Source organism: Streptococcus pseudopneumoniae (assembly GCF_001073085.1).
In the GTDB taxonomy this organism is placed as follows: domain Bacteria; phylum Bacillota; class Bacilli; order Lactobacillales; family Streptococcaceae; genus Streptococcus; species Streptococcus pseudopneumoniae_M.
Window position 1 is genome coordinate 153,873 of sequence record NZ_JVFV01000042.1, and the last position, 21,422, is coordinate 175,294.

The following is a 21,422-nucleotide window of genomic DNA, read 5'->3' on the forward strand; positions in this document are numbered from 1 at the left end:
AACTAAATTTTAGTCCGATTGCCTGTCACAAATCGGATTTCCTTGCTCCTTTCTAAACATAAAAGAAGAATACAGTAAAAAGATGAAGGGAGTCACTACGGAAGTTTTATTGCTATGTTTTCCGTTAGGCTCCCTTCCTTTCTTGTTTCGAATTTATCGTAAAGACTAGTCAACTAACTCTTGAGCAATAACTAGGGCTATCTCAAAGAAAGTCATAGCATCCGCTTTTCTATACTCTCGTCTTGCATCCCATTCGTGATTTTGATGGTCGACATAGTCAGCTGTGTAGAAAAACTGATAGACATTGGCTAGTCGATATTGGGCCCAGGCCATGATAGCTGAAGCTTCCATATCTACAACTCTAGCTCCTGCTGCTAGTCTTCGTTTGACCTTAGCAGCTGTCTCACGATAGAAGGCATCTGTGGTCCAAGACTTTGTTCGAATATGCTCAATGCCGGCTTTATCCAAGGCTTTTTCCATAGTTAAGAGTAGAGATTGCTCATAGACTATTTCATCACTTGCTGGAGCATAGTGATAACTAGTACCTTCATCACGTAAAGCCGAGCTTGGTAGGATAATCTTATCTGCTTCAATAGACTGGTCTAGAACTCCGCAAGATCCTAAAACGATAAAGTTCTTAAATCCTCTTGCTTTGAGTTCTTCTAAAAGTCCAACAACCATTGGAGCTCCAATAAGAGCCATAGCAACTGCTACCTTACTCCCATCTTTTTCATAGATATACCATGGCAGTTTACCATTTAGATTGGTAAGATAGCCACCTTCGTAGACACCATCTATCTGCTTTACTCGTTCAAGGATCTCTCCATTAAAAGACAAGATAATGGTATCACAGATTTCTCCACCACTACGGAGGCTTCGATCAGTTGGCTCTATAACAGCAGGTACATTTTCAAATTCTTCTAATAGCATCGACCTAACCTCCTAATTAAAGAGTCACTTCTCATTACAAACCTGACGATCTATGACTGACATCTCTCGCCTGCTCAAGCTTATTGACGTAGTATTCCCGTTTTACTTCAACTTCATGAATAGTAAGCTCATCTTTTTGCCCATGAACGCGGACAATCTTGGCTGGAATACCGACGACTGTTACATCACTAGGTACATCTGCCACAACTACCGCTGCAGCACCGACCTTGGCATTTTCACCTATTTCAACAGGTCCAATGACTTGGGCATGAGCAGAGATGAGAACACCTTTACGAATGGTTGGATGGCGTTTGCCACAATCCTTCCCAGTCCCACCAAGGGTTACCCCATGATAGAGGAGTACTCCCTTTTCAACGATGGCCGTTTCCCCAATGACCAAACCTGCCCCATGGTCAATAAAGACACCTGATTCTATCTGAGCTCCGGGGTGAATCTCAATCTGAGTCCAAAAACGCCAAAACTGGCTGTGCATGCGAGCTAAAAGCTTGAAACCGTGCTTCCAGAGAAAATGGGAGAGACGGTGGGCAGCCAAGGCTTTGACACCAGGATAGGTCAATAAAACCTCTAAAGTGGTGCGAGCCGCTGGATCATTTTCTTTTACGATATCAATGGTTTCACGCCACCATCCCATACATTTCTCCTTTCTTATTCTGAGTCTTTTGGTGCTTCTGTAGTTTCTTTCTTAGGTTTGTGGTCCTTGTGGTGGTGACGAGGACGATCGCCATGACGATGACCTTTATCCCCTTTTTCTTCTGAACGTTCAGGTTTTGGCGGACGTGGCAAGAGTGCCTTCATAGAAGCATCTACACGACCTTTTTCATCGATCTTAAGAACCTTCACATCTACAAAATCACCAATTTGAACTAAATCTTCTACATTATTGGTACGTGTCCAAGCCATTTCAGAGATGTGTACAAGGGCATCTGTCTTGTCAAAGAGGTTGACAAAGGCACCAAATTTCTCGATACGAACAACTTTGGCATGGTAGACTTCGTCCACTTTAGCTTCACGAACCAAACCAGCAATGATTTCTTTGGTACGGTTAATGGCAGCTTGGTCGCTAGAGTAGATAGACACGTTACCTTCTTCGTCGATATCAATCTTAACTCCTGTTTCAGCGATAATCTTATCAATCGTTTCTCCACCTTTACCGATGACAATCTTAATCTTGTCCACATCAATCTTGATGGTATCAATTTTCGGAGCAGTTGGAGCCAATTCTGGACGAACTTCTGGAATGGTAGCTTCGATGACGTCAAGGATTTCAAAACGAGCTTTCTTGGCTTGAGCAAGAGCTTCTGTCAAGATTTCTGCAGTAATCCCTTGAATCTTGATATCCATTTGAAGGGCTGTAATCCCATCACGAGTACCTGCAACCTTGAAGTCCATGTCTCCAAAGTGGTCTTCCAAACCTTGGATATCTGTCAATACTGTATAGTTGTTTCCATCTGAGATAAGACCCATAGCAATACCAGCTACTGGCGCCTTGATTGGCACACCACCAGCCATAAGGGCAAGTGTTCCCGCACAAATAGAGGCTTGAGAAGAAGAACCGTTTGATTCCAATACTTCTGCTACTAGACGAATCGCATATGGGAATTCTTCCAAGCTTGGCAATACTTGAGCAAGGGCACGTTCACCGAGAGCACCGTGACCAATTTCACGACGACCAGGTGCACCGTAACGACCAGTTTCACCTACAGAGTATTGTGGGAAGTTATAGTGGTGCATAAAGCGTTTCTTGTACTCTGGATCCAAACCATCGATGATTTGCGTTTCACCCATTGGCGCCAAAGTCAAGATAGAAAGAGCTTGCGTTTGTCCACGAGTGAAGAGACCTGAACCGTGTACGCGAGGAAGGAAATCAACAACCGCATCCAAAGGACGGATTTCATCAACCTTACGGCCGTCAGGACGAACCTTGTCTTCAGTGATCAAACGGCGCACTTCAGCATGTTCCATTTGTTCCAAGATTTCAGCCACATCACGCATGATACGGTCAAATTCTTCGTGGTCTGCATATTTTTCTTCGTAAACTGCTGTTACTTGATCTTTTACTGCTTGAGTCGCAGCTTCACGCGCCAATTTTTCTTCAACTTGAACAGCTTTTTGAAGGTCACTGTTGTAGGCTGCGATGATTTCAGCTTGCAATTCAGCATCTACATGAAGCAATTCTACTTCTGCTTTTTCTTTACCAACTGCCGCAACGATTTCTTCTTGGAAGGCAATCAATTCTTTGACTGCTTCATGCCCTTTAAGAAGAGCTTCCAACATGATTTCTTCTGACAATTCTTTGGCACCAGACTCAACCATGTTGATAGCGTGCTTGGTACCAGCTACTGTCAATTCAAGAAGCGAACGCTCTGCTTGTTCTTGACTTGGGTTGATGATGAATTGGCCATCTACATAACCCACTTGTACCCCAGCGATTGGTCCGTCAAATGGAATATCTGAGATAGACAAGGCCAATGATGAACCAAACATAGCTGCCATTGGTGCAGATGCATTTTCATCGTAAGAAAGAACCGTATTGATCACTTGCACTTCATTACGGAAACCTTCCGCAAACATTGGACGGATTGGACGGTCGATCAAACGCGCTGTCAAAGTCGCATCCGTTGAAGGACGTCCTTCACGTTTCATAAAGCCACCAGGAAACTTCCCAGCCGCATACATTTTTTCTTCGTAGTTGACTTGGAGTGGGAAGAAATCCCCAGTTGCCATCTTTTTAGACATAACGGCCGCAGTCAAGACAGTTGACTCACCATAACGCACGACAACAGCACCATTTGCTTGCTTAGCAACCTGGCCAGTCTCTACAATCAACTCACGACCCGCAAAAGTCGTTTGAAACACTTGTTTTGTCATTTTAATCCCCTTTGGATTGATAATATTATACGCCTTGCCTACAAAGATCAAGATACCAAGCCGTTAAGCAACTCAAAGGAAAATAGGAAATCGAACGACGGAGCGAATGCTCCTAGGTAGATTTATCTTTTTCCACAGAGTTGTAGGCGTGTTCAATTACTCATGATATTTTGGACATTTAGAGTTGAGTTTTTGCAACCTTAATAACTTAAATACCCTCATCTTTGTATCAAGTACGTACAGAGTCTATTTTATCATATTTTTCTTAAAAAGTGCTGGCTTTTCTATTAAAAAGGAACCATTCCTCCATGAAAAGAAGAATGGTTTGCTTTTTATTATCCTAAAGACTGATGATTGAACAAGGCATGGGTTGCTTGGTGGATATATTGGGCAGTTTCTGCATTGTTCATAGTGTAAAGATGCACACCTGCTACGTCTTGCGTTACCAAGTCCACGATTTGGTCTACGGCATAGGCAAGTCCTGCTGCTCTGAGTGACTCAGGGTCATTCTCATACTTGTCCAAGATAGCCTTAAACTTACGTGGAAGATGAATATTCTCACAAGTCTTCAAGAGACGAAGCGCTTGGTTACGGTTGAGGATTGGCATGATCCCTGCATGAATGGGCACATCAATCCCAGCCAAGGTACACTTGTCTTGGAAATCGTAGAAACGCTCATTGTCAAAGAAAAGCTGAGTTACAAGACTTGAGCAGCCTGCATCCACTTTTTTCTTGAGATTTTGAATATCTGAGATTTGGTTTGGCGAATCAGGATGTCCCTCAGGATAACAAGCACCAATGATATCAAAGTGTGGCGCCTGCTCCTTGATAAATTCAATCAGGTCTGTCGCATAACGGAAATCCTTCTGTGGCTCAACACCTGGAATGATATCTCCACGAAGAGCCAAGATTTTCTGTACTCCCACCTTATCTAAATCTACAATTGTCTCAGCCACCTTGTCCTTGGTCAAGTAAATGGCTGGCAAGTGAGCAATGGTTGGAATCTCCAAATCATTTTGGATATAGTCAGCCAAACGAACCGTCGTCTCTTTGATATTAAATTTATTATTGCTAGCAGTCACACTGATGAAGTGTGGGGCCAAGTCCTGCATATCTTTCAGGGCTGCAATAATTTTGTCATTGCCTACTGCTGGGTTTGGAGGGAAAACTTCAAATGAGAGGGACGGTGTTTGACGTGACATATGTATGAACCTTTTCTAGTTGATTTCTTACTGATCAACCATGTATGGAGAAATGTCTTTTCTTACAATTTCTCACGCGCAGCTTTAGCAGCTTCTACAAGGCGGATCAAGCTTTCTTTAGTTTCTGGAATACCACGTGTTTTCAAACCACAGTCAGGGTTGATCCATACTTTCTTGCTTGGTACTTTAGCAAGGATGGCTTCGATAGTGTGGTCGATTTCGCCTTCGTTAGGCACACGAGGAGAGTGGATATCGTAAACCCCAGGTCCAACTTCTGTTTGGAAATTTTTCGCTTTGAGTTCGTCCAAGATTTCAAGGTTTGAACGGCTTGCTTCAAATGAGATAACGTCGGCATCCAAGTTGTCGATAGCTGGGATGATATCTGTAAATTCTGAGTAACACATGTGAGTGTGGATTTGTGTGTCTGGTGCTACTGTTGAGTGTACCAAGCGGAAGGCTGGAATAGCCCAGTCAAGGTAGTCTTCGTACCAGTCGCTACGACGGAGTGGCAATTTCTCACGAAGAGCAGCCTCGTCGATTTGGATGATTTTCACGCCTGCAGCTTCAAGGTCAAGAACTTCATCCTTGATAGCAAGAGCGATTTGAAGAGTAGAATCCTTGATAGAGATGTCTTCACGTGGGAATGACCAGTTAAGGATGGTAACAGGCCCAGTCAACATACCTTTAACAGGTTTGTCAGTACGACTTTGTGCATAGCTAGACCATTTAACAGTGATTGGGTTGAGACGAGTGACATCACCCCAGATGATTGGTGGTTTAACACCACGCATACCGTATGATTGTACCCAACCGTTTTTAGAGAAGAGGTAACCTGACAAGTTTTGACCGAAGTACTCAACCATGTCATTACGCTCGAATTCACCGTGTACAAGCACGTCAAATCCTACTTCTTCTTGCCACTTGATCCATTCGTCGATGGTTTCAGCAAGGAAGGCATCGTACTCTTCTTGTGACAATTCACCCTTACGGAAGGCCAAACGTTTAGCACGAACTTCTTTTGTTTGAGGGAATGAACCGATGGTTGTTGTTGGAAGAGCTGGAAGTTTGAATGCTTCTTCTTGGATAGCTTCACGTTCTGCAAAGGCTGGCAAACGAGTGTAGTCTGCGTCAGTCAATCCAGCGATACGAGCACGAAGTTCCGCATTTTCACCAACACGTTCAGTCGCAAAGAGTTCTTTGTTAGCAGCAAGTGCTTCTGCACCTTGACCGTTGCGGATAGCATCCAAGTCACGGATCTCATCCAATTTTTCAACTGCGAACGCAAAGTGGTTCAAGATAGCTGGTTCAAATTCTTCGTTAGCAGTTGTAAATGGCACATGAAGAAGTGAACATGAGCTAGTCAAAACGATATTTTCAGCCGGGATTTGCTCAAGAACAGCCAAGCTCTTTTCGTAGTTGTTGCGCCAGATGTTCTTACCATTGACAATACCTGCATAGAGAGTCTTGTCAGCTGGGAAGCCACCTTTAACGAGTTCAAGAGTTTTCTTACCTTCAACGAAGTCAAGACCGATAGCATCTACTGGCAATTTGACAAGGTCAGCATAGACGTCACGAACGTCACCAAAGTATGTTTGAAGCAATACTTCAAGGCCTTTTTTGTCAGCCAAAAGCTTGTTGTAGAGGTTCAAGAAGAGAGCTTTTTCTTCTTCTGTCAAGTCTTTTACAAGAGCTGCTTCGTCCAATTGGATACGAGTCGCACCAAGTTCAGCCAATTTAGCAAAAACATCTTGGTAAGCAGCTACTAAGCTATCTACGAAGTCTTCTGCTTTCACACCTTCTTCATAGTCTGATAATTGAAGGAAAGTGAATGGACCTACAAGGACAGGACGAGTGTTAAGACCAAGTTCTTTAGCTTCTTGGAACTCATCAAAGATCTTATGACCAGCCAATTTGACTTGAGTGTCTTTTTCAAATTTAGGAACGATGTAGTGGTAGTTAGTGTTGAACCATTTTTTCATCGGAAGGGCACGAACATCCCCTTTTTCTCCTTGGTAACCACGTCCCAAAGCAAAGTAACGTTCAAGATCAGACAATTCTAAGTTTTGAACAGATGCAGGAACTACGTTGAAAAGGAAAGCAGCATCAAGGAAGTTGTCATAGTGAGAAAAGTCATTTGATGGGATTTCAGTGATGCCTTTTTCTTTGACGATGTTCCAGTGTTTCGCACGCAATTCTTTAGCCGCAGCCAAGAGTTCTTCTTCTGAGATTTCTTTTCTAAAGTATTTTTCAGTTGTAAATTTTAATTCGCGGAATTCACCCAAACGAGGGAAACCGATAATTGTAGTTGACATGTTTTGTCCTCCAAAAATTGTTGTTGAAACTATCTTAACAAAAAAGAAACTGTCTGTATAATTGTAAAAAATTAGGCTTTGATATAGTTTGAAACTATATCTCGATTTAAAAGACAAAAAAAGATTTGGAGAAGATTCTCCAAATCCTTTGATAGACAATGATTAATAGAGTTTTTAAATATCTACGTTTAGAACAAAATATTAGTGAACCGAGAACTGACTATGGCTTGCTATTAGAAAAGACTATAGGTTGGCTTTCTTTTGTAATTCTGATATTTACCTGAAAAGTGCAGACGGGAGGTAAAATTATCCAGTGGATGATTTTAGCCAACCAAGTAATTTCATCCCTATCAACCTTTTTCCTGTTCAAGTGGAACGACTGCTAGTGTCTTTCCTAAACTGGCAAGAACTTTTAAGACGGTATCCAACTGAGGACTAGTCTTCCCTGTTTCCATCCTAGCAATAACAGGCTGGCTCACTCCACTGAGTTCTTCTAGCTTTTTCTGACTGATACCTTGCTCATGTCTAGCTTCAATTAACTCACTCATGATAGCTACTCGCATATCACTTTCAAGGATTTCCTCCTTGGTGAAAAGTTGAGACCGAACATCCTTCCAATTACTCCCAATAGCACTATTTTTCATCACTTACTCCTCTTTCTTTTAAGTCCTTCAGTTCACGCTTGGCTTTTTCAATTTCTCTCCTAGGAGTTTTCTGAGTCTTTTTGACAAAATGATGTAAAAGAACAAAACTCCCATCAAGCCAAGCTACAAATAAAATCCTATCCCTAAGAGGTCTTAGTTCCCAAATCTCATCTTCTAAATGTTTGATATAGGGTTCACCAGCTCTAGTCCCATGCTGACTCAACAACTCAATATAGTCGTTTAGTTTATTGAGTTTAATGCGACTATCTTTACTTTTACGACTAGCCAATTCTCTCATATAATCCAAGACTGGCTCGTTTCCATTTTTGTCCTTATAAAAGTAAATCGTATGCACCAAGCAACCTCTTTTTAATTTAATTATAACTTAAAAGTTATTAAAAGTAAATCCAAATACTTATAAAAAGAAGACCTTAGAAAAACTCTAAAGGTCTCATCTTTATTATTCGAAAAAATTACGAAAAGAGTTCTAAATTAGAGTTAATCCTGACTCTTACTCCAGCTCTATCCCCTTTTCACGGAGATTAGCCAGACATTCCTCATAGTAGGTATCGTCATGTTCGCTATAGATAGTACTTTTCAGCTTCTCCTCTGCTAAGTCTTGATAAGGAGGGCAGGTCTTACCACGGTAGTTCTTGTCCAGCCACTCTGGACTGACCTTGTAACCACGACGCGCCATCTCCTCCATGATCAAGTCATGATAGGCATAGAGACGATAAGGCGAGTGGGTAAAGACATAGTCCACCGTCTCATGCTTTCTGCCCCAGCCATTGCCACGAAGGGCACAGCACTCTCGATGTTGTCCCAAGAGCTGAGGACGGGGAAGTTGTGAAATCAAAGCCTCATGCCAAAGTCTCATGGAAGTCTCCTTTCAGCAAGGTAGAATGTTTCAGATAAGCATTTGGGTAACGTTCGAGCAACTCTCTCGTCTGAACAATCAAGTCTTGCTTGGAAGCTTGACCAAAGCGGTAGCGATCCAGCAAGAGCATATAGCCCTTGCGCTCATCAGGACTGGCGTTCTTTTTAAAATAGCCCCAAATATGCTGGAAGGCATTGCAAACCTGACCCCTGTGTTCTGGAATCTGGCAGGCACAGTCAATCATCTCTTGAACCTGACTCACCTCCACCACTTCTTGCTTAAGATACTGTCGAATGTCCTTGTAAATATTGCTGGAATGGCTCAAAACAAGGTATTTATTTTCCGCCCAGAGTTGCTGACAAAGGGCACGTTGATTGTTATTTTCCATATTTCTCCTTACTTTCTACTAGTTCCCAGGAAATACGGAAACAAAGTTATTTTTATACAATGAGCGAATTAATTAAGCCCATCACCCTTTAAAGTTTTTCAAAAACTCTTTGAACTCTGTATCGGCTTCCGGTGTGGTTCCGTGTAGTTGACCAAGCATTTCAAGTAGAGAAGCTGTTTGGTTTTGGATTGCTTCATTTGTCGTATTGATCTTGCTGACGATATCTGTCAGTGGCTCGACTTCTTCTTCCTCAAAGGTATCCACATAGCGAGGGATATTGAGGTTGTAGTCATTTTCGACGATTTCTTCATAGCTTGCAAGATGAGCAAACTTATCAATCTCCTCACGAGACTTGTAGGCTTCCAGAATCTTCTCGATATGAGCATCCGTCATGATATTCTGGTTTTTACCCTTATCAAACTCCTTAGAAGCATCGATAAAGTAAACATCACGATTGGTACGATTCTTTTTGAGAATGATAACCGTAGTCGGAATGCTGGTATTAAAGAAGATATTGGCAGGTAGACCGATAACCGTATCAATAGCTCCTTCTTCTAACAAGGCCTTGCGAATAGTCCCTTCCGCATTCCCACGGAAAAGAACACCATGGGGAAGAACGATAGCCATGACCCCATTATCCTGCTTGAGGTGGTAATATCCATGTAGGAGGAAGGCAAAGTCAGCCTTGGACTGGGGCGCCAGTTTCCCAAAAGGAGAGAAACGAGGGTCGGCCATAAAGCCAGAACTTGCTGACCACTTGGCTGAGTAGGGAGGGTTCATGAGAACTCCATCAAAGTTGGTCGGTTCTTGAGTCGGCCAGTCTTCATCCAGTGTATCGGCATTGTGGAGAAATTGATTTTCAACTGGAACACCGTGTAGGATCATGTTCATCCGAGCCAAGTTATAAGTAGAGGTATTGAGCTCCTGATCAAAGTAGACCACTGTCTGCGGTTTATGAGAGTATTTCTTGGCATTGAGCAAGAGAGAGCCAGATCCCATGGTCGCATCATAGATGGTAAAGCCTAGCTGATCCTCACGACCCAAAAAGGCAATCTGAGTCATGAGCTTGGCAACAGGCTGAGGCGTATAGAACTCACCAGCCTTCTTACCCGAGTCAGTCGCAAACTGACCAATCAGATACTCATAAGCATCCCCCAGCATATCGCCAGCATGACCAGCCACATCTAGCACAGCCAACTCTTTCATGACCGCTGCTACCGTTTGGTTTTGCTTTTGCGGAGTTGCCCCTAGCTTTTTAGAGTAGAGGTCGATATCTTCAAAGAGATTTTCATAGAGGTCGTCACTCTGCTCGATATCACGAAAACCCTGAGCCAGATCTTCCAGCTGGAAAGTCCCCTCATTGACACGTGCTACCAGAGCCGTAAAGGTCAAGTCTGGTTTGATGATATAGTTGAGCTCATCATTCATGACAGAGACCAAATCCTCATGAGTATCTGCATCCTCGTAGTAATTGCGATAGACCTCAAGGGCACCCTCCAGACTATCTGTCCCCTCTTCCATGGTCTCAGCCACGAAAAAGAGCATCTTGTCTGACAGATACTTATAAAAGACCATGCCCAAAAGATAGGACTTGTAGTCGTTGGCATCCATCTTAGAGCGGAGAACATCCGCTGAGTTCCACAGGGCTTGGTAGAGCGACTGGGACGTTTGTGTTGTTTCCATAGTGTTTCTTTCTAAGTTTTACAAATATTCTTCAAAAAGTGGTTGTTTAGAAATAACTAACCCTTTAGATAAACATATCCTGCAAGAGTTTCTTTTTGAGTGTTTCTAGCTGAGAAATTTTTTCTTGATAAGCTGTGATGAGGTTATCGAGGTTTGAGAAATAAGAGCCAATGGCACTATTCTTCATCTCTTAGCCCTCTTTCCTTCAAATCTTGAAACTCCCGCTTGGCTTTCTCGATCTCTCTTCTAGGTGTCTTTTATGATGTCTATTCAAATAATTCTATTTATAGATAATACATTTTTTTCATACCTTCTATATTATATAAGTAATTAGTTAATTAAACCACTTAAAAAAGTGTTGGTAATATTTACCTCAAAAGGGATAGTTTTACCGTAACAAATATTATTACTAACAATATAAGCTTCTACGTAATGTCTACCGAAATACGAGGTCTTCTCTTTTAAAATTCTTTTTCCTTTAAAATAATTTCCTCTAAGGCAATTAGCATTTGTCGCTTCCATTCCGGTATTAGTAACCTTCCAATAGATATCGTATGTTGGCGGAAAATTACCTTTTAATTCAAAATCAATATCTCCATTTTTCGATATTACATCTCCACTTTTAATACGTTTCCTAATATTATCTTGCCTAAAAGAAGCACTGATACTTATTGGTAAAATTAATGATTCTGACCATTTACTTTTTTCATAATACGATAGTTCTTTCAAATCTATTCCAATATTAAAATTTTTATTATCTATACTTCGTCTAATATAAAACATCTTCATCGAATCTGAAAATTCAATATTTGTACTAAAATCTGAGTAAAGTTGTTCTAACCAATATAGAAACTTTTTGAAATAACGTTCATCTTCACTCCATTTTGTAGATAAATTTTCTTTTTCATTTACAGGATTAAGTACACATTTACGATTGGTGCTGTCATTATCTATTCCCTCAATCAAATGTAAAATTACATTTTCTAATAATTCTTCAAATGTTTCACTTTTAGAAACAACCTTTTGATAAGATTTAGCAGCTAGCGTAGTAATAATAATTGAGGAAGGTTTGTACTCCAATTCATTCTCAAAACATACTTCTGCATGCCTTTTTAATAATTGAACAATCCTTTGTAAAGGTGTTTTAATTGTATATTCAGGAAATTCCTCGAAAATTTGATTTAATCTTTTATACTCTTCTTTATAATGCTCAAAATTAGACTGAGCCCGGAACCATTTATAATAACCTTTTGGGTTACTTATTTCCCAACTATTAGATAAATTATTAAAATCATGATGCCTCTTATCAGTGATGGCTATATCATCAGTTTGAGAATCGCCATACGGAACGCTAGGTAAAATATCAACATGAAAATTCACATCATCGCTGTATTCAATCGTCCAGCACCTATTACCATTATAAGGTTCCTTCTTCATACTATGTTTTTGCATGTAACTCTTTATATATTTCCCTAACAAATTTTTTAAATCCTCTTGAGCCTGTTCAAGCATATGTTTTCCAGTAAAATTACACACTATATCAACGTCATAGTTTCCATCATTAGTAAGTGGCTTTATAGCAGTACCAAGTTTTATAGATCCTTGTAAAAAAATATCTGGTCTATAATTAGATAATTCTGAATCGGAAATATAATCTACTATGGAATAATATCTATTTGTTGCTTTTTCGTAATTTGCATCAGAAATATCAATACTTTCGATCAATTCTTCAAGTTCAGGAACAGGTCTTAGTTTCTTCAATTTAATACCTCAAATATCTTATAAAATATATTTTGAATGTGCACCGATTTTTTTAGAAAAACCATTAATCTGTACGCACTCTTTTTCAATATCTCGACAATCTATTAACTTGATCGTATTATGCTTACTTTGATAATCGGATATTAGATTCTCATATTCTTTTGGTAAATATATTTCGTAAATATCGAATATTAGAATTTCTTCTTTTTGATAATTTGTTGAAAATCTAATTCTAGGTTCTATTTGTTTAACATACTCAATTCTTATATTCCTTAAGGCTTCTTTAGGAAGAATATTATCTGTTATTATTTCTTCTAAAAATTCTCTATACACTGATACTTCACGATTTTTTCTAGAATTAAACCAATCTAAAATCTTTAATACATACTTACCTTTAGAAAAAAAGCGTAAATCCCCATCCTCATAAAATCCCACTTCATTCTCAAATCTAATTTCAAATCTAGTCTCTAACTCTTTGAATGAATCATAAACTTTATAAACACCTCCAACAGGTTGATATTGATCTATATGCTCCCCTTTTATCAAAAGATACTTATTAGCAATTTTTATTCTATATAAATAAGCAATACTAAATCTGATATCTTTGTTCCAGAAACGAAGCACATCTAAATACATTTTAATTCTTTTTCTGTTTGCAAATGCAAATCCAATTATTACCCATATAACATTTGTTAATAATCCTATAAAAATATCAAACAACAGAAAATCCTCCATTAAATCTATAAAAACATATCTTGCAAGAGTTTCTTTTTTAGTGTTTCTAGCTGAGAAATTTTATCCTTGTGTGATTGAATAAATTTATCAAGATTTGTAAAATAATCTGAAATAGCTATTTGTTCCTCTAATTTAGGGAAAATAACATTTCCTAATAAGGCATTTTCGTCAGAAACTTTCATATCATTCTTAGCACCTTTATTAACTAACGGTTTTAAATATGAATTTAATCTCAAATCATTTTCAAAATATCTCTCAACAAATCCTGGAAATACATTTTCATTAGGTAAATAAACAGCATACAAAGTCGAAACTATCCCTGGAATTCCATAATTAGTTTTTATGATTCCGTACGGATTAGCTTTTAAAGGACTTTTTGTATATACAATATTTCCTGTTTCAACAATTGAATACATTTCTACAGATACACCTGCAAAAGATCGTCCTTGAAATTGTATTTGATTTACAATTCCAACCTCCCCAGATACAGACAAAACATCTTCTTTACCAAATTTCTGTTGATTATTTTTCTTCTTTGAAACAGTCAAATATTTATTAAGTCTATTTATCTCCCACTCACCTTCAAATCCATCCAAACGAATCTCAGGAACGGTCTGCACGGCTTTTGGGAACATCTTGGAAAGCATGGTTGCCTTGAAAGATTGGTAGTTGGTGAGATTGTCTTTATAGCTCGTTAGAAGGTCGTCGAGAGTGCGGAAGAGGGAGCCGATAGCGGATTGTTCTTCTATATCCTGTGGAATTGTGAGAGAAATTCTTGATAAATCCTTTGAATTGATTGATGGATAACTAGTTCCTGTACTTCTTTCTAAAACCTTATTTATAAACCCCTCCTCTTGTAATCTAGCAAGAAGAAAAGCACTATCACATTGTGGTCGTAATTGAGCATATCCAGTAGAAAAAACAAAATCACTTTCGTTTATATCGAATAAAAAGTTATTCTTCTGATATGGACGAACCATTTGATAAAAAACATCTCCTTTTTTTGCAACACGTTGAGCACGTGATGGAGCACTTTCTCTAATTTCCTCTCTATAGTAAATTAGCTTTGTCCCAACAACTGATTCTAAATCTACATACTTAAATTTCCTAGGTAAAAGTGATTTAGGATTAATTTCTACAATATTACCTAGTTTAACTAATTTCCAATTTTTACAGAATCCATTATATCTGTACCTACCTTTTTTCAATTTCACTAAACTCCCTCTAGTAAACTAAAAGCACCACAAATTAATATTGGTGCTTATCTTTTATTATTATGAGCAAAAAGTACATTATTTTTTATTCTCATTTTTGGTCATATATTTTTTAAAATCCAATATGTTTAATTCGTTCCTAAATGATTTAGACTCGAAATATGTATCCTCAATTGTACTATTAGACTTTCTATTAACCATTGATATTCTTGAATTTATTTCAGATAAATCGTTTACTTTCATATAAGAAGAGCTAATTACTACCATCACGTGTCCCTCTCTTTCTTAATTGATAATCTAAATTTTTTTGCAAATCAAAATATTCTTTTCGGTTTATCCATATAGGTCCATCTCCTCGAGTTATAACTAAAACATCAACTGGCCCCCCTACTGTTTCTAACGAATCTGTTATATGACGTTTAAAAGATGTTAAATTTACTAATGTTTCTGCCATATTAGCTAACTCTGCAACTGATAACATACTAACAATATTTAAAATTGGATCTATGAAATTTTCTCTCTGAAAACCAGCTACACTTTTTATAATATCACGCTTTTGCTCATCAGTCAATTCAGAGTCTGAAATTTTATCAACTATTTCAGTATGAAGTGAAGGATCCATCCCTTTTAATATTGTTAAAATCATGTCTGACTGAGCAAAAGGAATTATTGAAGCGCTACATCCTTTTACAGTAATATTAGTACTCTCTTTTGATATATATTTCAATTGATTCTTAAAAGAATAATTAACCTCATAGGAATACAGTGATGGAAATAGATCATTTTTTCCATAGCCAGCAAATACTATTCCAGAAGGACTATCGAACGAATTTTCATAAATGACTAACTCATATAAAAGTGTTACCAATTCATTGAAAATATTATTTATATCAATTGTAAAGTAACTTTTTAAATCCTTTTCAATGAAATCTACAAATTCTGATAAAAAAACTTTTTCCTTCATTTTGAAAGTTATCAATTCTCTATTGATATTATTTTCCCTGATATATAAAATTATCTTTTTTAATATTTCTATTATCTTCCCATTTTCAATCTCATGATTATCTCTTTTTGCTTGCTCCTCATTAATTAGGCCAGATGCCGAATTTGTAATATAATCCAAAACTTTATAGAAGGTTTCTACAATTATAGCTTTCGCAATTTCATCATCATTAAATTGCTTTTTATTTAAAAATTTAAAAAATTTTTTTGCACAAGTTTCTACGTTTTCGAAATTATACGTTTTTGTTTCATTTCTAAACTCTTTAAAAATAATTTCCCAAGGAATTCCCATATACTCTGAGTTCCCATATATCATAAAAGATATATTTTTATTTACTCCAAGTGAAAATAATTTATTTGCTGCATTATATGCTTTGTCTCTTCCAGAATTACTAGAAATAGTTACAGCACTATCTGCAGCTAATACAACTCCATTCTTATTTAAAATAGCTATTTCAGCAGTCATTTTATTCTCCTTAAAATTTAGATTATATTTTACTATCTCCCAACCCTCAACGGTTCAATCACTTCTTCGATTAGTTGGGTATAGGCTTCTTTGATTTGTTTTTTATAGAGGAGTGGGTTGAGGGCATCTGTCACCTCAACTTTATAGTCCTTGTAGCGCTGACTCTTGGTCAGTTGACTTTCTCCTAGTTGTTTTTTGGCTCCCTTGCGGTAGTGATTGACATAGTAGCGGAGTTCATCTTCGCCCACATACCAGGTCTTACTAAAGTCTTGGATATGCTGCTGGATGACTACTTCAATCATCTGGTCAAGGATATTGGCGATGGATTGACCTCTGTAACGGTCAGGATTTGCCTGTACTTCTTGCCAAAGCTCTGAGATGATCTGTGCCAGATTTGGATTGGTCTTCTCCAGGCTTTGGATATAGGTATCCACTGCTTCTCTGTCCTGTGGACTGAGACTCTTTTCTGGACTCTGCTCTTGCTCGAGCAGGCTTTGGATCAAGGTCAGGATATAGGCATAGTTGATCTCATCGACTTGGATAGACTCTAGTTCGTAGTGGATATCCAGTGGCTCCCCATCCTCATCACCATCTTCTGAACGACTTTTAAGTTCAGCAAGGATATTTTGATAGAAGCCTAGATAGGTTTCCAAGTATTCTGAGCTTAGTCCAGTCTCTGCATAGATTTCTTCCTCGTCATACTCTTTATAAACTCGGATAGAAGCCAAGTATTTATCAAAGGCTTGATAGGCTTTAGCTAGTTTTCTTAATTCAGGTGTAGAGATTTGCTCGATTTGGAGTCCTTCTACAGGGTCATCTGTGATGAGATTTTGGAAATCACTGCAACTTCTCAAAAAGTTTCTCTTTTCTTCTTCCCAGCTAGGTGCTAGAACCTCATTTTCTCCACCATTTGAGTAGAGCTTGAGGGCATTATCGACTGCTTCCTTAAAGGCTATAGGCTTTTGGAAAGTGATGATATGACCATAGGTCTTACTAGAATCAAAGATACGGTTGGTACGACTAAAGGCCTGTATCAAGTCCTGCGGTTGCATTGGTTTACGATCGATAAAGAGAGTCGATAGACAAGGGGCATCAAATCCCGTTAGGAGACGATTGACCACGATGACCAAGTCCAACTGTTCATTGCGATAGAGATACTTATCCTGTTTTCTAGCTAGGCGGTTATTGACATCTGTATTGAAGCCACGAAGATCCGCCATGGTAAAGTGAGTATCAAACTCTTGGTTATAGTCCTCTAAGACCTGCTTCATGTGCTCTTGGTTGGCTCTTGAGTCTTCTTCATTCTCCGTAACGGAGTAAGTGATGGTCGCCTTTGGAAAGTCCGGGAGGACCATCTTGACTCTCTCAGATACCTTGACTCGTGTCTGACCAGCCTTGACTCTTTTGAGAAGGTCATAGTAGGCTTGGGCTTGAGGGATGGATTTGACGGTTAAGATGGCATTGTAGGTCTTACCTACTCCCTTTTGGAAACCTAGCTGTTGTCGCGATTTATTGATAATGGCATCCAAGACTTCCAGCATATGCTCCTCATCTTCATAGACACTATCTGGGACTTGATCTTCAGACTCATCTGTGATGAGAGTATTACGGTAATCGACTTTAAACCCTAGAACTGCGCCATCATGGATAGCTTCCTTGACTGTATACTCATGTAGGCGGTCACCATACTGCTGCTGGGTGGTTTGGGCAAGGTCTCCCACCTGTTGGCGTTTATTTTCCTTAAAGATAGGTGTCCCTGTAAATCCATACCAAAGGGACTGTGGGAAAAAGGCTTTAATGTCTTTTTGTGTTTGTGGTGTCACGGCACGGTGGCATTCATCCACGACAAAGGCCACTCGGAGCCCCTTGATTTTGTCCGCATCTCTTTGGTAAAGACCTTGTTCAAACTTGCGCATCATGGTAGTGATTTTCTGGATGGTTGTCACCACGACACGCTTATCATTGCTTCCTAAGCGCTTGACCAAATCATGGGTATTATCCGTCCCATCGATATCAATGACATCATTGGTCGCATAAGAGAGAAAAGATGAAGTAGTCTGCTGGTCCAAGTCCCTGCGGTCAACGACAAAAATCGTCTTTTGGATGGATGGAATCTGGAGGAGATTCCGAGCCACCTTATAAGAAGTCAAGGTCTTTCCTGAACCTGTCGTATGCCAAACATAGCCTGATGCTTGCTGGCGAGAGGCTTCCTGCACTGCTTCGATAGCATGGATCTGGTAGGGGCGCAAGAGAATGAGAGATTTCTTGCTATCATCAATGACCGAATACTGCATGACCATCTGGTGCGCACGAGGTATAGAAAGGACTTCGTGGGCAAAGCTAGTCAGGTTTGTCACAGGATGATTGTCCTTATCCACCCACTTAGTTAGAAATTGCTTGTTGAGTTTATTTTCACGAGCTGCAGCGATATAGCGAGTATCGACTTTGTTAGTCACAACAAACATCTGCAAGCTAGAGTAGATACCACGGAATTTCCCTTCACGGTCATATTTTTTAATCTGATGAAAGGCATCGATAAATGCTGCTTGGGAACTCTTAAGCTCGATTTGAATCATGGGTAAACCGTTGATGAGGAGAGTAACATCCAATCTACGGTCTTGGTCCAGAGGATTTACTTTTTCTCTCTGAACTTGATTGACAACTTCGTAGCTAGACTTTCCTGCTGCGATATTGTCTCGCCAAATGACTGACAAACGGATGGTGCCTAGGCTTGCATCTTCTCTTTGAACCTCGACTTTGGCAATGCCATTTTCTCCGACCAACCACTTGGCAGCATCATAGTAGCTGACAAAGTTGAGTTGGTTCTGAATCTGACGCTTTTCCTGCTCAGTCAAGGGATAGTCTGCTAGCAGAGCAACATTATTTTGGGCTAGTTTCTCAAAGAAATTATCCCATAGTTGTTCTTCTGTTTTTAAGTCTTCTCTATAAGTCCATTGGCTTTCACCAGTTACCAGCTGGTTTATCAGTTGTTTTTCTATTTCCAGTTCTGGTTTTATCTGCATCTATATTTCTCCTTCAGAGGTTGACATTCTAGTTATTATTATATCATAGTCCTATCAGAAAAACTTCTGATTTCACTATCTTCACTTTAATAATACAAATAGTCTTTCTCCTCAAAATATGGTATAGTAGATTCATACTACTCAAGAGGAGTTTACATGTCACACGATAAACAAATGAAAGCTGTTTCTCCCCTTCTACAGCAAGCAATCAATATTTCTTCCATCATAGGTGGAGTTGGTACTTTGATTTTCTGTATCTGGGCCTATCAGGCTGGAGTCTTACATTCTAAGGAAACCCTATCTGCCTTTATCCGACAGGCCGGTATCTGGGGGCCACCACTCTTTATCTTTTTACAGATTTTGCAGACGGTTGTTCCTATCATTCCTGGTGCTCTGACATCCGTTGCCGGTGTCTTTATCTACGGGCATATCGTGGGGACGATTTACAACTATATTGGTATTGTTATTGGTTGCGCCATTATCTTTTACTTAGTGCGTCTCTACGGATCCCCCTTTGTTCAGTCTGTCGTCAGTAAACGCACCTATGATAAGTACATTGGCTGGTTGGATAAGGGCAATCGTTTTGACCGTTTCTTTATTTTTATGATGATTTGGCCAGTTAGCCCAGCGGATTTTCTCTGTATGCTGGCTGCTCTGACCAAGATGAGCTTCAAGCGCTACATGACCATCATCATCTTGACCAAGCCCTTTACCCTGGTTGTTTACACTTATGGATTGACCTACATCATTGATTACTTTTGGCAAATGTTCGCCTGACCACTAAAAAAAGGTTGAGCAAAAACTCAATTTTATACTCAATGAAAATCAAAGAGCAAACTAGAAAGCTAGCCGCAGGTTGCTCAAAGCACTGCTTTGAGGTTGTAGATAAGACTGACGAAGTCAGTCACATATGTAATCCAAGGTGAAGCTGACGTGGTTTGAATTTGATTTTCGAAGAGTATTATCAGAAAATGAAAAAAATAAAACGCATAGTATCAAGGCTTTTCAACACCTGATAGTATGCGTTTTTCTGATTGTAATAACTTTTTGCCCAGCCTCTTTTTGTTAACCTTCTTTTTTCAATAGGAGAGAAACAAGGACTGATGTGACAATCATCCATGCTCCTAGAATGATAAAGGTCATTCGACCATTCGTTGTTACTAAGCCAATTCCTGAAAGAACAAAGGGTGTTAATGACGCACCAAAACTACATCCCAAAACAGTATAGGAAGTTGCTTTGTTGAGGAGTTTTGCTGGGATTCTTTCAGATATCAATTGAAAGACTGTCGTAAGAGCGATACTGTAGGCAAATCCTCCTAAGACCGAACCTGCAACGACTACCCAGAGAGAAGGTGAGAGAGCAATGATGATTTGCCCGATACCAAAGGTTACACCCGCAACCAATAAAAGTTTTTCCTTAAAGGCAGAGATGAGGAAAGAAAAGCTAATTCCCGCCAGAATCCCAATCAACTGCATGGCACTGAGTACCAGGCTTGACAATTGAGCATCTCCAAAGCCTGCCTCAATCATGAGACTAGGAATACGGAAGGTAATGGCTGTATTGGTACATACAATGACTGCAGCCCCGATGGCTAGAAAGAAAATCAACTGTTTCATAGAGCGAGTTAGTTTCGCTGCTTCTTCTGTCTTTTGCTTGGACTCATGAACTTCTTCTTTGTTATAAGGGACAAAGAGAAGGAAGAGTACAAGAACCACTAGACCTGCTGCATAGGCTAGGAAGGTTGCGGTCCACCCAAAGGCCAAAAGTTGACCGACTGCCAAGGTCAAGATAGAGGCTCCCACCACCTCAGCTGAGCCACGAAAACCAAGCATCTGGATACGAGTTTTGCCGTGGTATCGTTCACTGATGATAGAGATAGCCTTGGCGTTTAGCATCCCCACACCAATCCCAAATAGCAAGCGTGTCGCAAAAACAAAGTAATAACCCTGATACCAGAAAGGAGCTGTTCCACTGATTGATAAAATCAAGAGTCCCAAGGTTAATTGGAGACGTTCTGGAAAAATCCGTTCTAAAACTCCATTTAAGAGGAGCATGGCCATAATTCCAAAGGAAGGGAGGCTGACCAAGAGCTCGACCTGTCCGGTCGAATAGCCCTGATAATAGTCAAACATGGCTGGTAGGGCACTTGATATTGAAAACGATGTGATTAAGACTAACGACAGGGAAAGTATACTCACTTTTTCCAAAAATTGTTTCATTTTATCCTCATTCATTATTTATGTTAAGTCAAAAGAGCTAGATATTACTGTAGAGATAAAAGTTATCTTTTATCTA

Annotated in this window: 17 protein-coding genes and 2 pseudogenes; 1 reads left to right on the forward strand and 18 read right to left on the reverse strand. The window is 39.4% G+C overall.

What is annotated here, in order from left to right; genetic code table 11:
* Positions 1 to 165 precede the first annotated feature (165 nt).
* The 17 genes and pseudogenes from ADH90_RS09115 to ADH90_RS09190 all read right to left on the reverse strand — a co-directional run bounded on the left by ADH90_RS09115 (position 166) and on the right by ADH90_RS09190 (position 19,126).
* Positions 166 to 930 (reverse strand): nucleoside phosphorylase, encoded by a 765-nt coding sequence (locus ADH90_RS09115; protein WP_049530973.1) that lies wholly within the window; start codon positions 928 to 930, stop codon positions 166 to 168.
* Between the two features lie 34 nt (positions 931 to 964).
* On the reverse strand, positions 965 to 1,582 hold the full coding sequence (cysE, locus tag ADH90_RS09120) for a serine O-acetyltransferase (protein WP_000539986.1): 618 nt from the start codon (positions 1,580 to 1,582) through the stop codon (positions 965 to 967).
* Positions 1,583 to 1,596: 14 nt separating this feature from the next.
* Positions 1,597 to 3,819, reverse strand: a complete 2,223-nt coding sequence (gene pnp / locus ADH90_RS09125) for a polyribonucleotide nucleotidyltransferase (RefSeq protein ID WP_049530974.1) — start codon at positions 3,817 to 3,819, stop codon at positions 1,597 to 1,599.
* A gap of 335 nt (positions 3,820 to 4,154) precedes the next feature.
* On the reverse strand, positions 4,155 to 5,021 hold the full coding sequence (metF, locus tag ADH90_RS09130) for a methylenetetrahydrofolate reductase [NAD(P)H] (RefSeq protein ID WP_049530975.1): 867 nt from the start codon (positions 5,019 to 5,021) through the stop codon (positions 4,155 to 4,157).
* A 62-nt stretch (positions 5,022 to 5,083) separates the two neighbouring features.
* Positions 5,084 to 7,333 (reverse strand): 5-methyltetrahydropteroyltriglutamate--homocysteine S-methyltransferase, encoded by a 2,250-nt coding sequence (gene metE / locus ADH90_RS09135; protein ID WP_049530976.1) that lies wholly within the window; start codon positions 7,331 to 7,333, stop codon positions 5,084 to 5,086.
* Positions 7,334 to 7,683: 350 nt separating this feature from the next.
* The gene (locus ADH90_RS09140) at positions 7,684 to 7,977 is read right to left on the reverse strand and encodes a helix-turn-helix domain-containing protein (protein ID WP_000797747.1); all 294 of its coding nucleotides are present in this window, start codon (positions 7,975 to 7,977) and stop codon (positions 7,684 to 7,686) included.
* Positions 7,967 to 8,332, reverse strand: coding sequence for a type II toxin-antitoxin system RelE/ParE family toxin (locus ADH90_RS09145; RefSeq protein WP_049530977.1), 366 nt, complete (start codon positions 8,330 to 8,332; stop codon positions 7,967 to 7,969). The genes ADH90_RS09140 and ADH90_RS09145 overlap by 11 nt, the downstream gene beginning before the upstream one ends.
* Before the next feature lie 156 nt (positions 8,333 to 8,488).
* On the reverse strand, positions 8,489 to 8,854 hold the full coding sequence (locus ADH90_RS09150; RefSeq protein WP_049530978.1) for a TIGR02328 family protein: 366 nt from the start codon (positions 8,852 to 8,854) through the stop codon (positions 8,489 to 8,491).
* Positions 8,838 to 9,242 carry a YbgA family protein gene (locus tag ADH90_RS09155; RefSeq protein WP_049530979.1) on the reverse strand — a complete coding sequence of 135 codons (405 nt, stop codon included), beginning with the start codon at positions 9,240 to 9,242 and terminating at the stop codon, positions 8,838 to 8,840. The genes ADH90_RS09150 and ADH90_RS09155 overlap by 17 nt, the downstream gene beginning before the upstream one ends.
* 81 nt (positions 9,243 to 9,323) lie before the next feature.
* A complete protein-coding gene (locus tag ADH90_RS09160) occupies positions 9,324 to 10,925 on the reverse strand; it encodes a type I restriction-modification system subunit M (RefSeq protein ID WP_049530981.1) in 1,602 nt (533 codons plus the stop codon).
* 64 nt (positions 10,926 to 10,989) lie between these two features.
* Positions 10,990 to 11,109, reverse strand: a pseudogene (locus ADH90_RS11280) (restriction endonuclease subunit S); the annotation flags it as partial.
* Positions 11,102 to 11,182, reverse strand: a pseudogene (locus tag ADH90_RS11670) (type II toxin-antitoxin system RelE/ParE family toxin); the annotation flags it as partial. The pseudogenes ADH90_RS11670 and ADH90_RS11280, both read right to left, overlap by 8 nt.
* A 73-nt stretch (positions 11,183 to 11,255) precedes the next feature.
* Positions 11,256 to 12,686: a nucleotidyltransferase gene (locus tag ADH90_RS09165; protein ID WP_049530982.1), complete on the reverse strand. Its 1,431-nt coding sequence runs from the start codon at positions 12,684 to 12,686 to the stop codon at positions 11,256 to 11,258.
* Between the two features lie 18 nt (positions 12,687 to 12,704).
* Complete coding sequence (locus ADH90_RS09170; RefSeq protein WP_239682002.1) at positions 12,705 to 13,406, reverse strand: hypothetical protein; 702 nt, start codon at positions 13,404 to 13,406, stop codon at positions 12,705 to 12,707.
* A 20-nt stretch (positions 13,407 to 13,426) separates the two neighbouring features.
* Positions 13,427 to 14,635 carry a restriction endonuclease subunit S gene (locus ADH90_RS11485; RefSeq protein ID WP_049530983.1) on the reverse strand — a complete coding sequence of 403 codons (1,209 nt, stop codon included), beginning with the start codon at positions 14,633 to 14,635 and terminating at the stop codon, positions 13,427 to 13,429.
* 253 nt (positions 14,636 to 14,888) lie between these two features.
* Positions 14,889 to 16,103: a hypothetical protein gene (locus ADH90_RS09185; RefSeq protein WP_049530985.1), complete on the reverse strand. Its 1,215-nt coding sequence runs from the start codon at positions 16,101 to 16,103 to the stop codon at positions 14,889 to 14,891.
* Positions 16,104 to 16,135: 32 nt separating this feature from the next.
* A complete protein-coding gene (locus ADH90_RS09190; RefSeq protein ID WP_049530986.1) occupies positions 16,136 to 19,126 on the reverse strand; it encodes a type I restriction endonuclease subunit R in 2,991 nt (996 codons plus the stop codon).
* Positions 19,127 to 19,282: 156 nt separating this feature from the next.
* Here ADH90_RS09190 and ADH90_RS09195 point away from each other — a divergent pair, with 156 nt between their 5' ends.
* Complete coding sequence (locus ADH90_RS09195; RefSeq protein ID WP_049530987.1) at positions 19,283 to 19,903, forward strand: TVP38/TMEM64 family protein; 621 nt, start codon at positions 19,283 to 19,285, stop codon at positions 19,901 to 19,903.
* A gap of 288 nt (positions 19,904 to 20,191) precedes the next feature.
* Here the strand turns inward: ADH90_RS09195 and ADH90_RS09200 are convergent, their stop codons facing one another.
* On the reverse strand, positions 20,192 to 21,346 hold the full coding sequence (locus ADH90_RS09200; RefSeq protein ID WP_049530988.1) for an MFS transporter: 1,155 nt from the start codon (positions 21,344 to 21,346) through the stop codon (positions 20,192 to 20,194).
* Between the last annotated feature and the right edge of the window lie 76 nt (positions 21,347 to 21,422).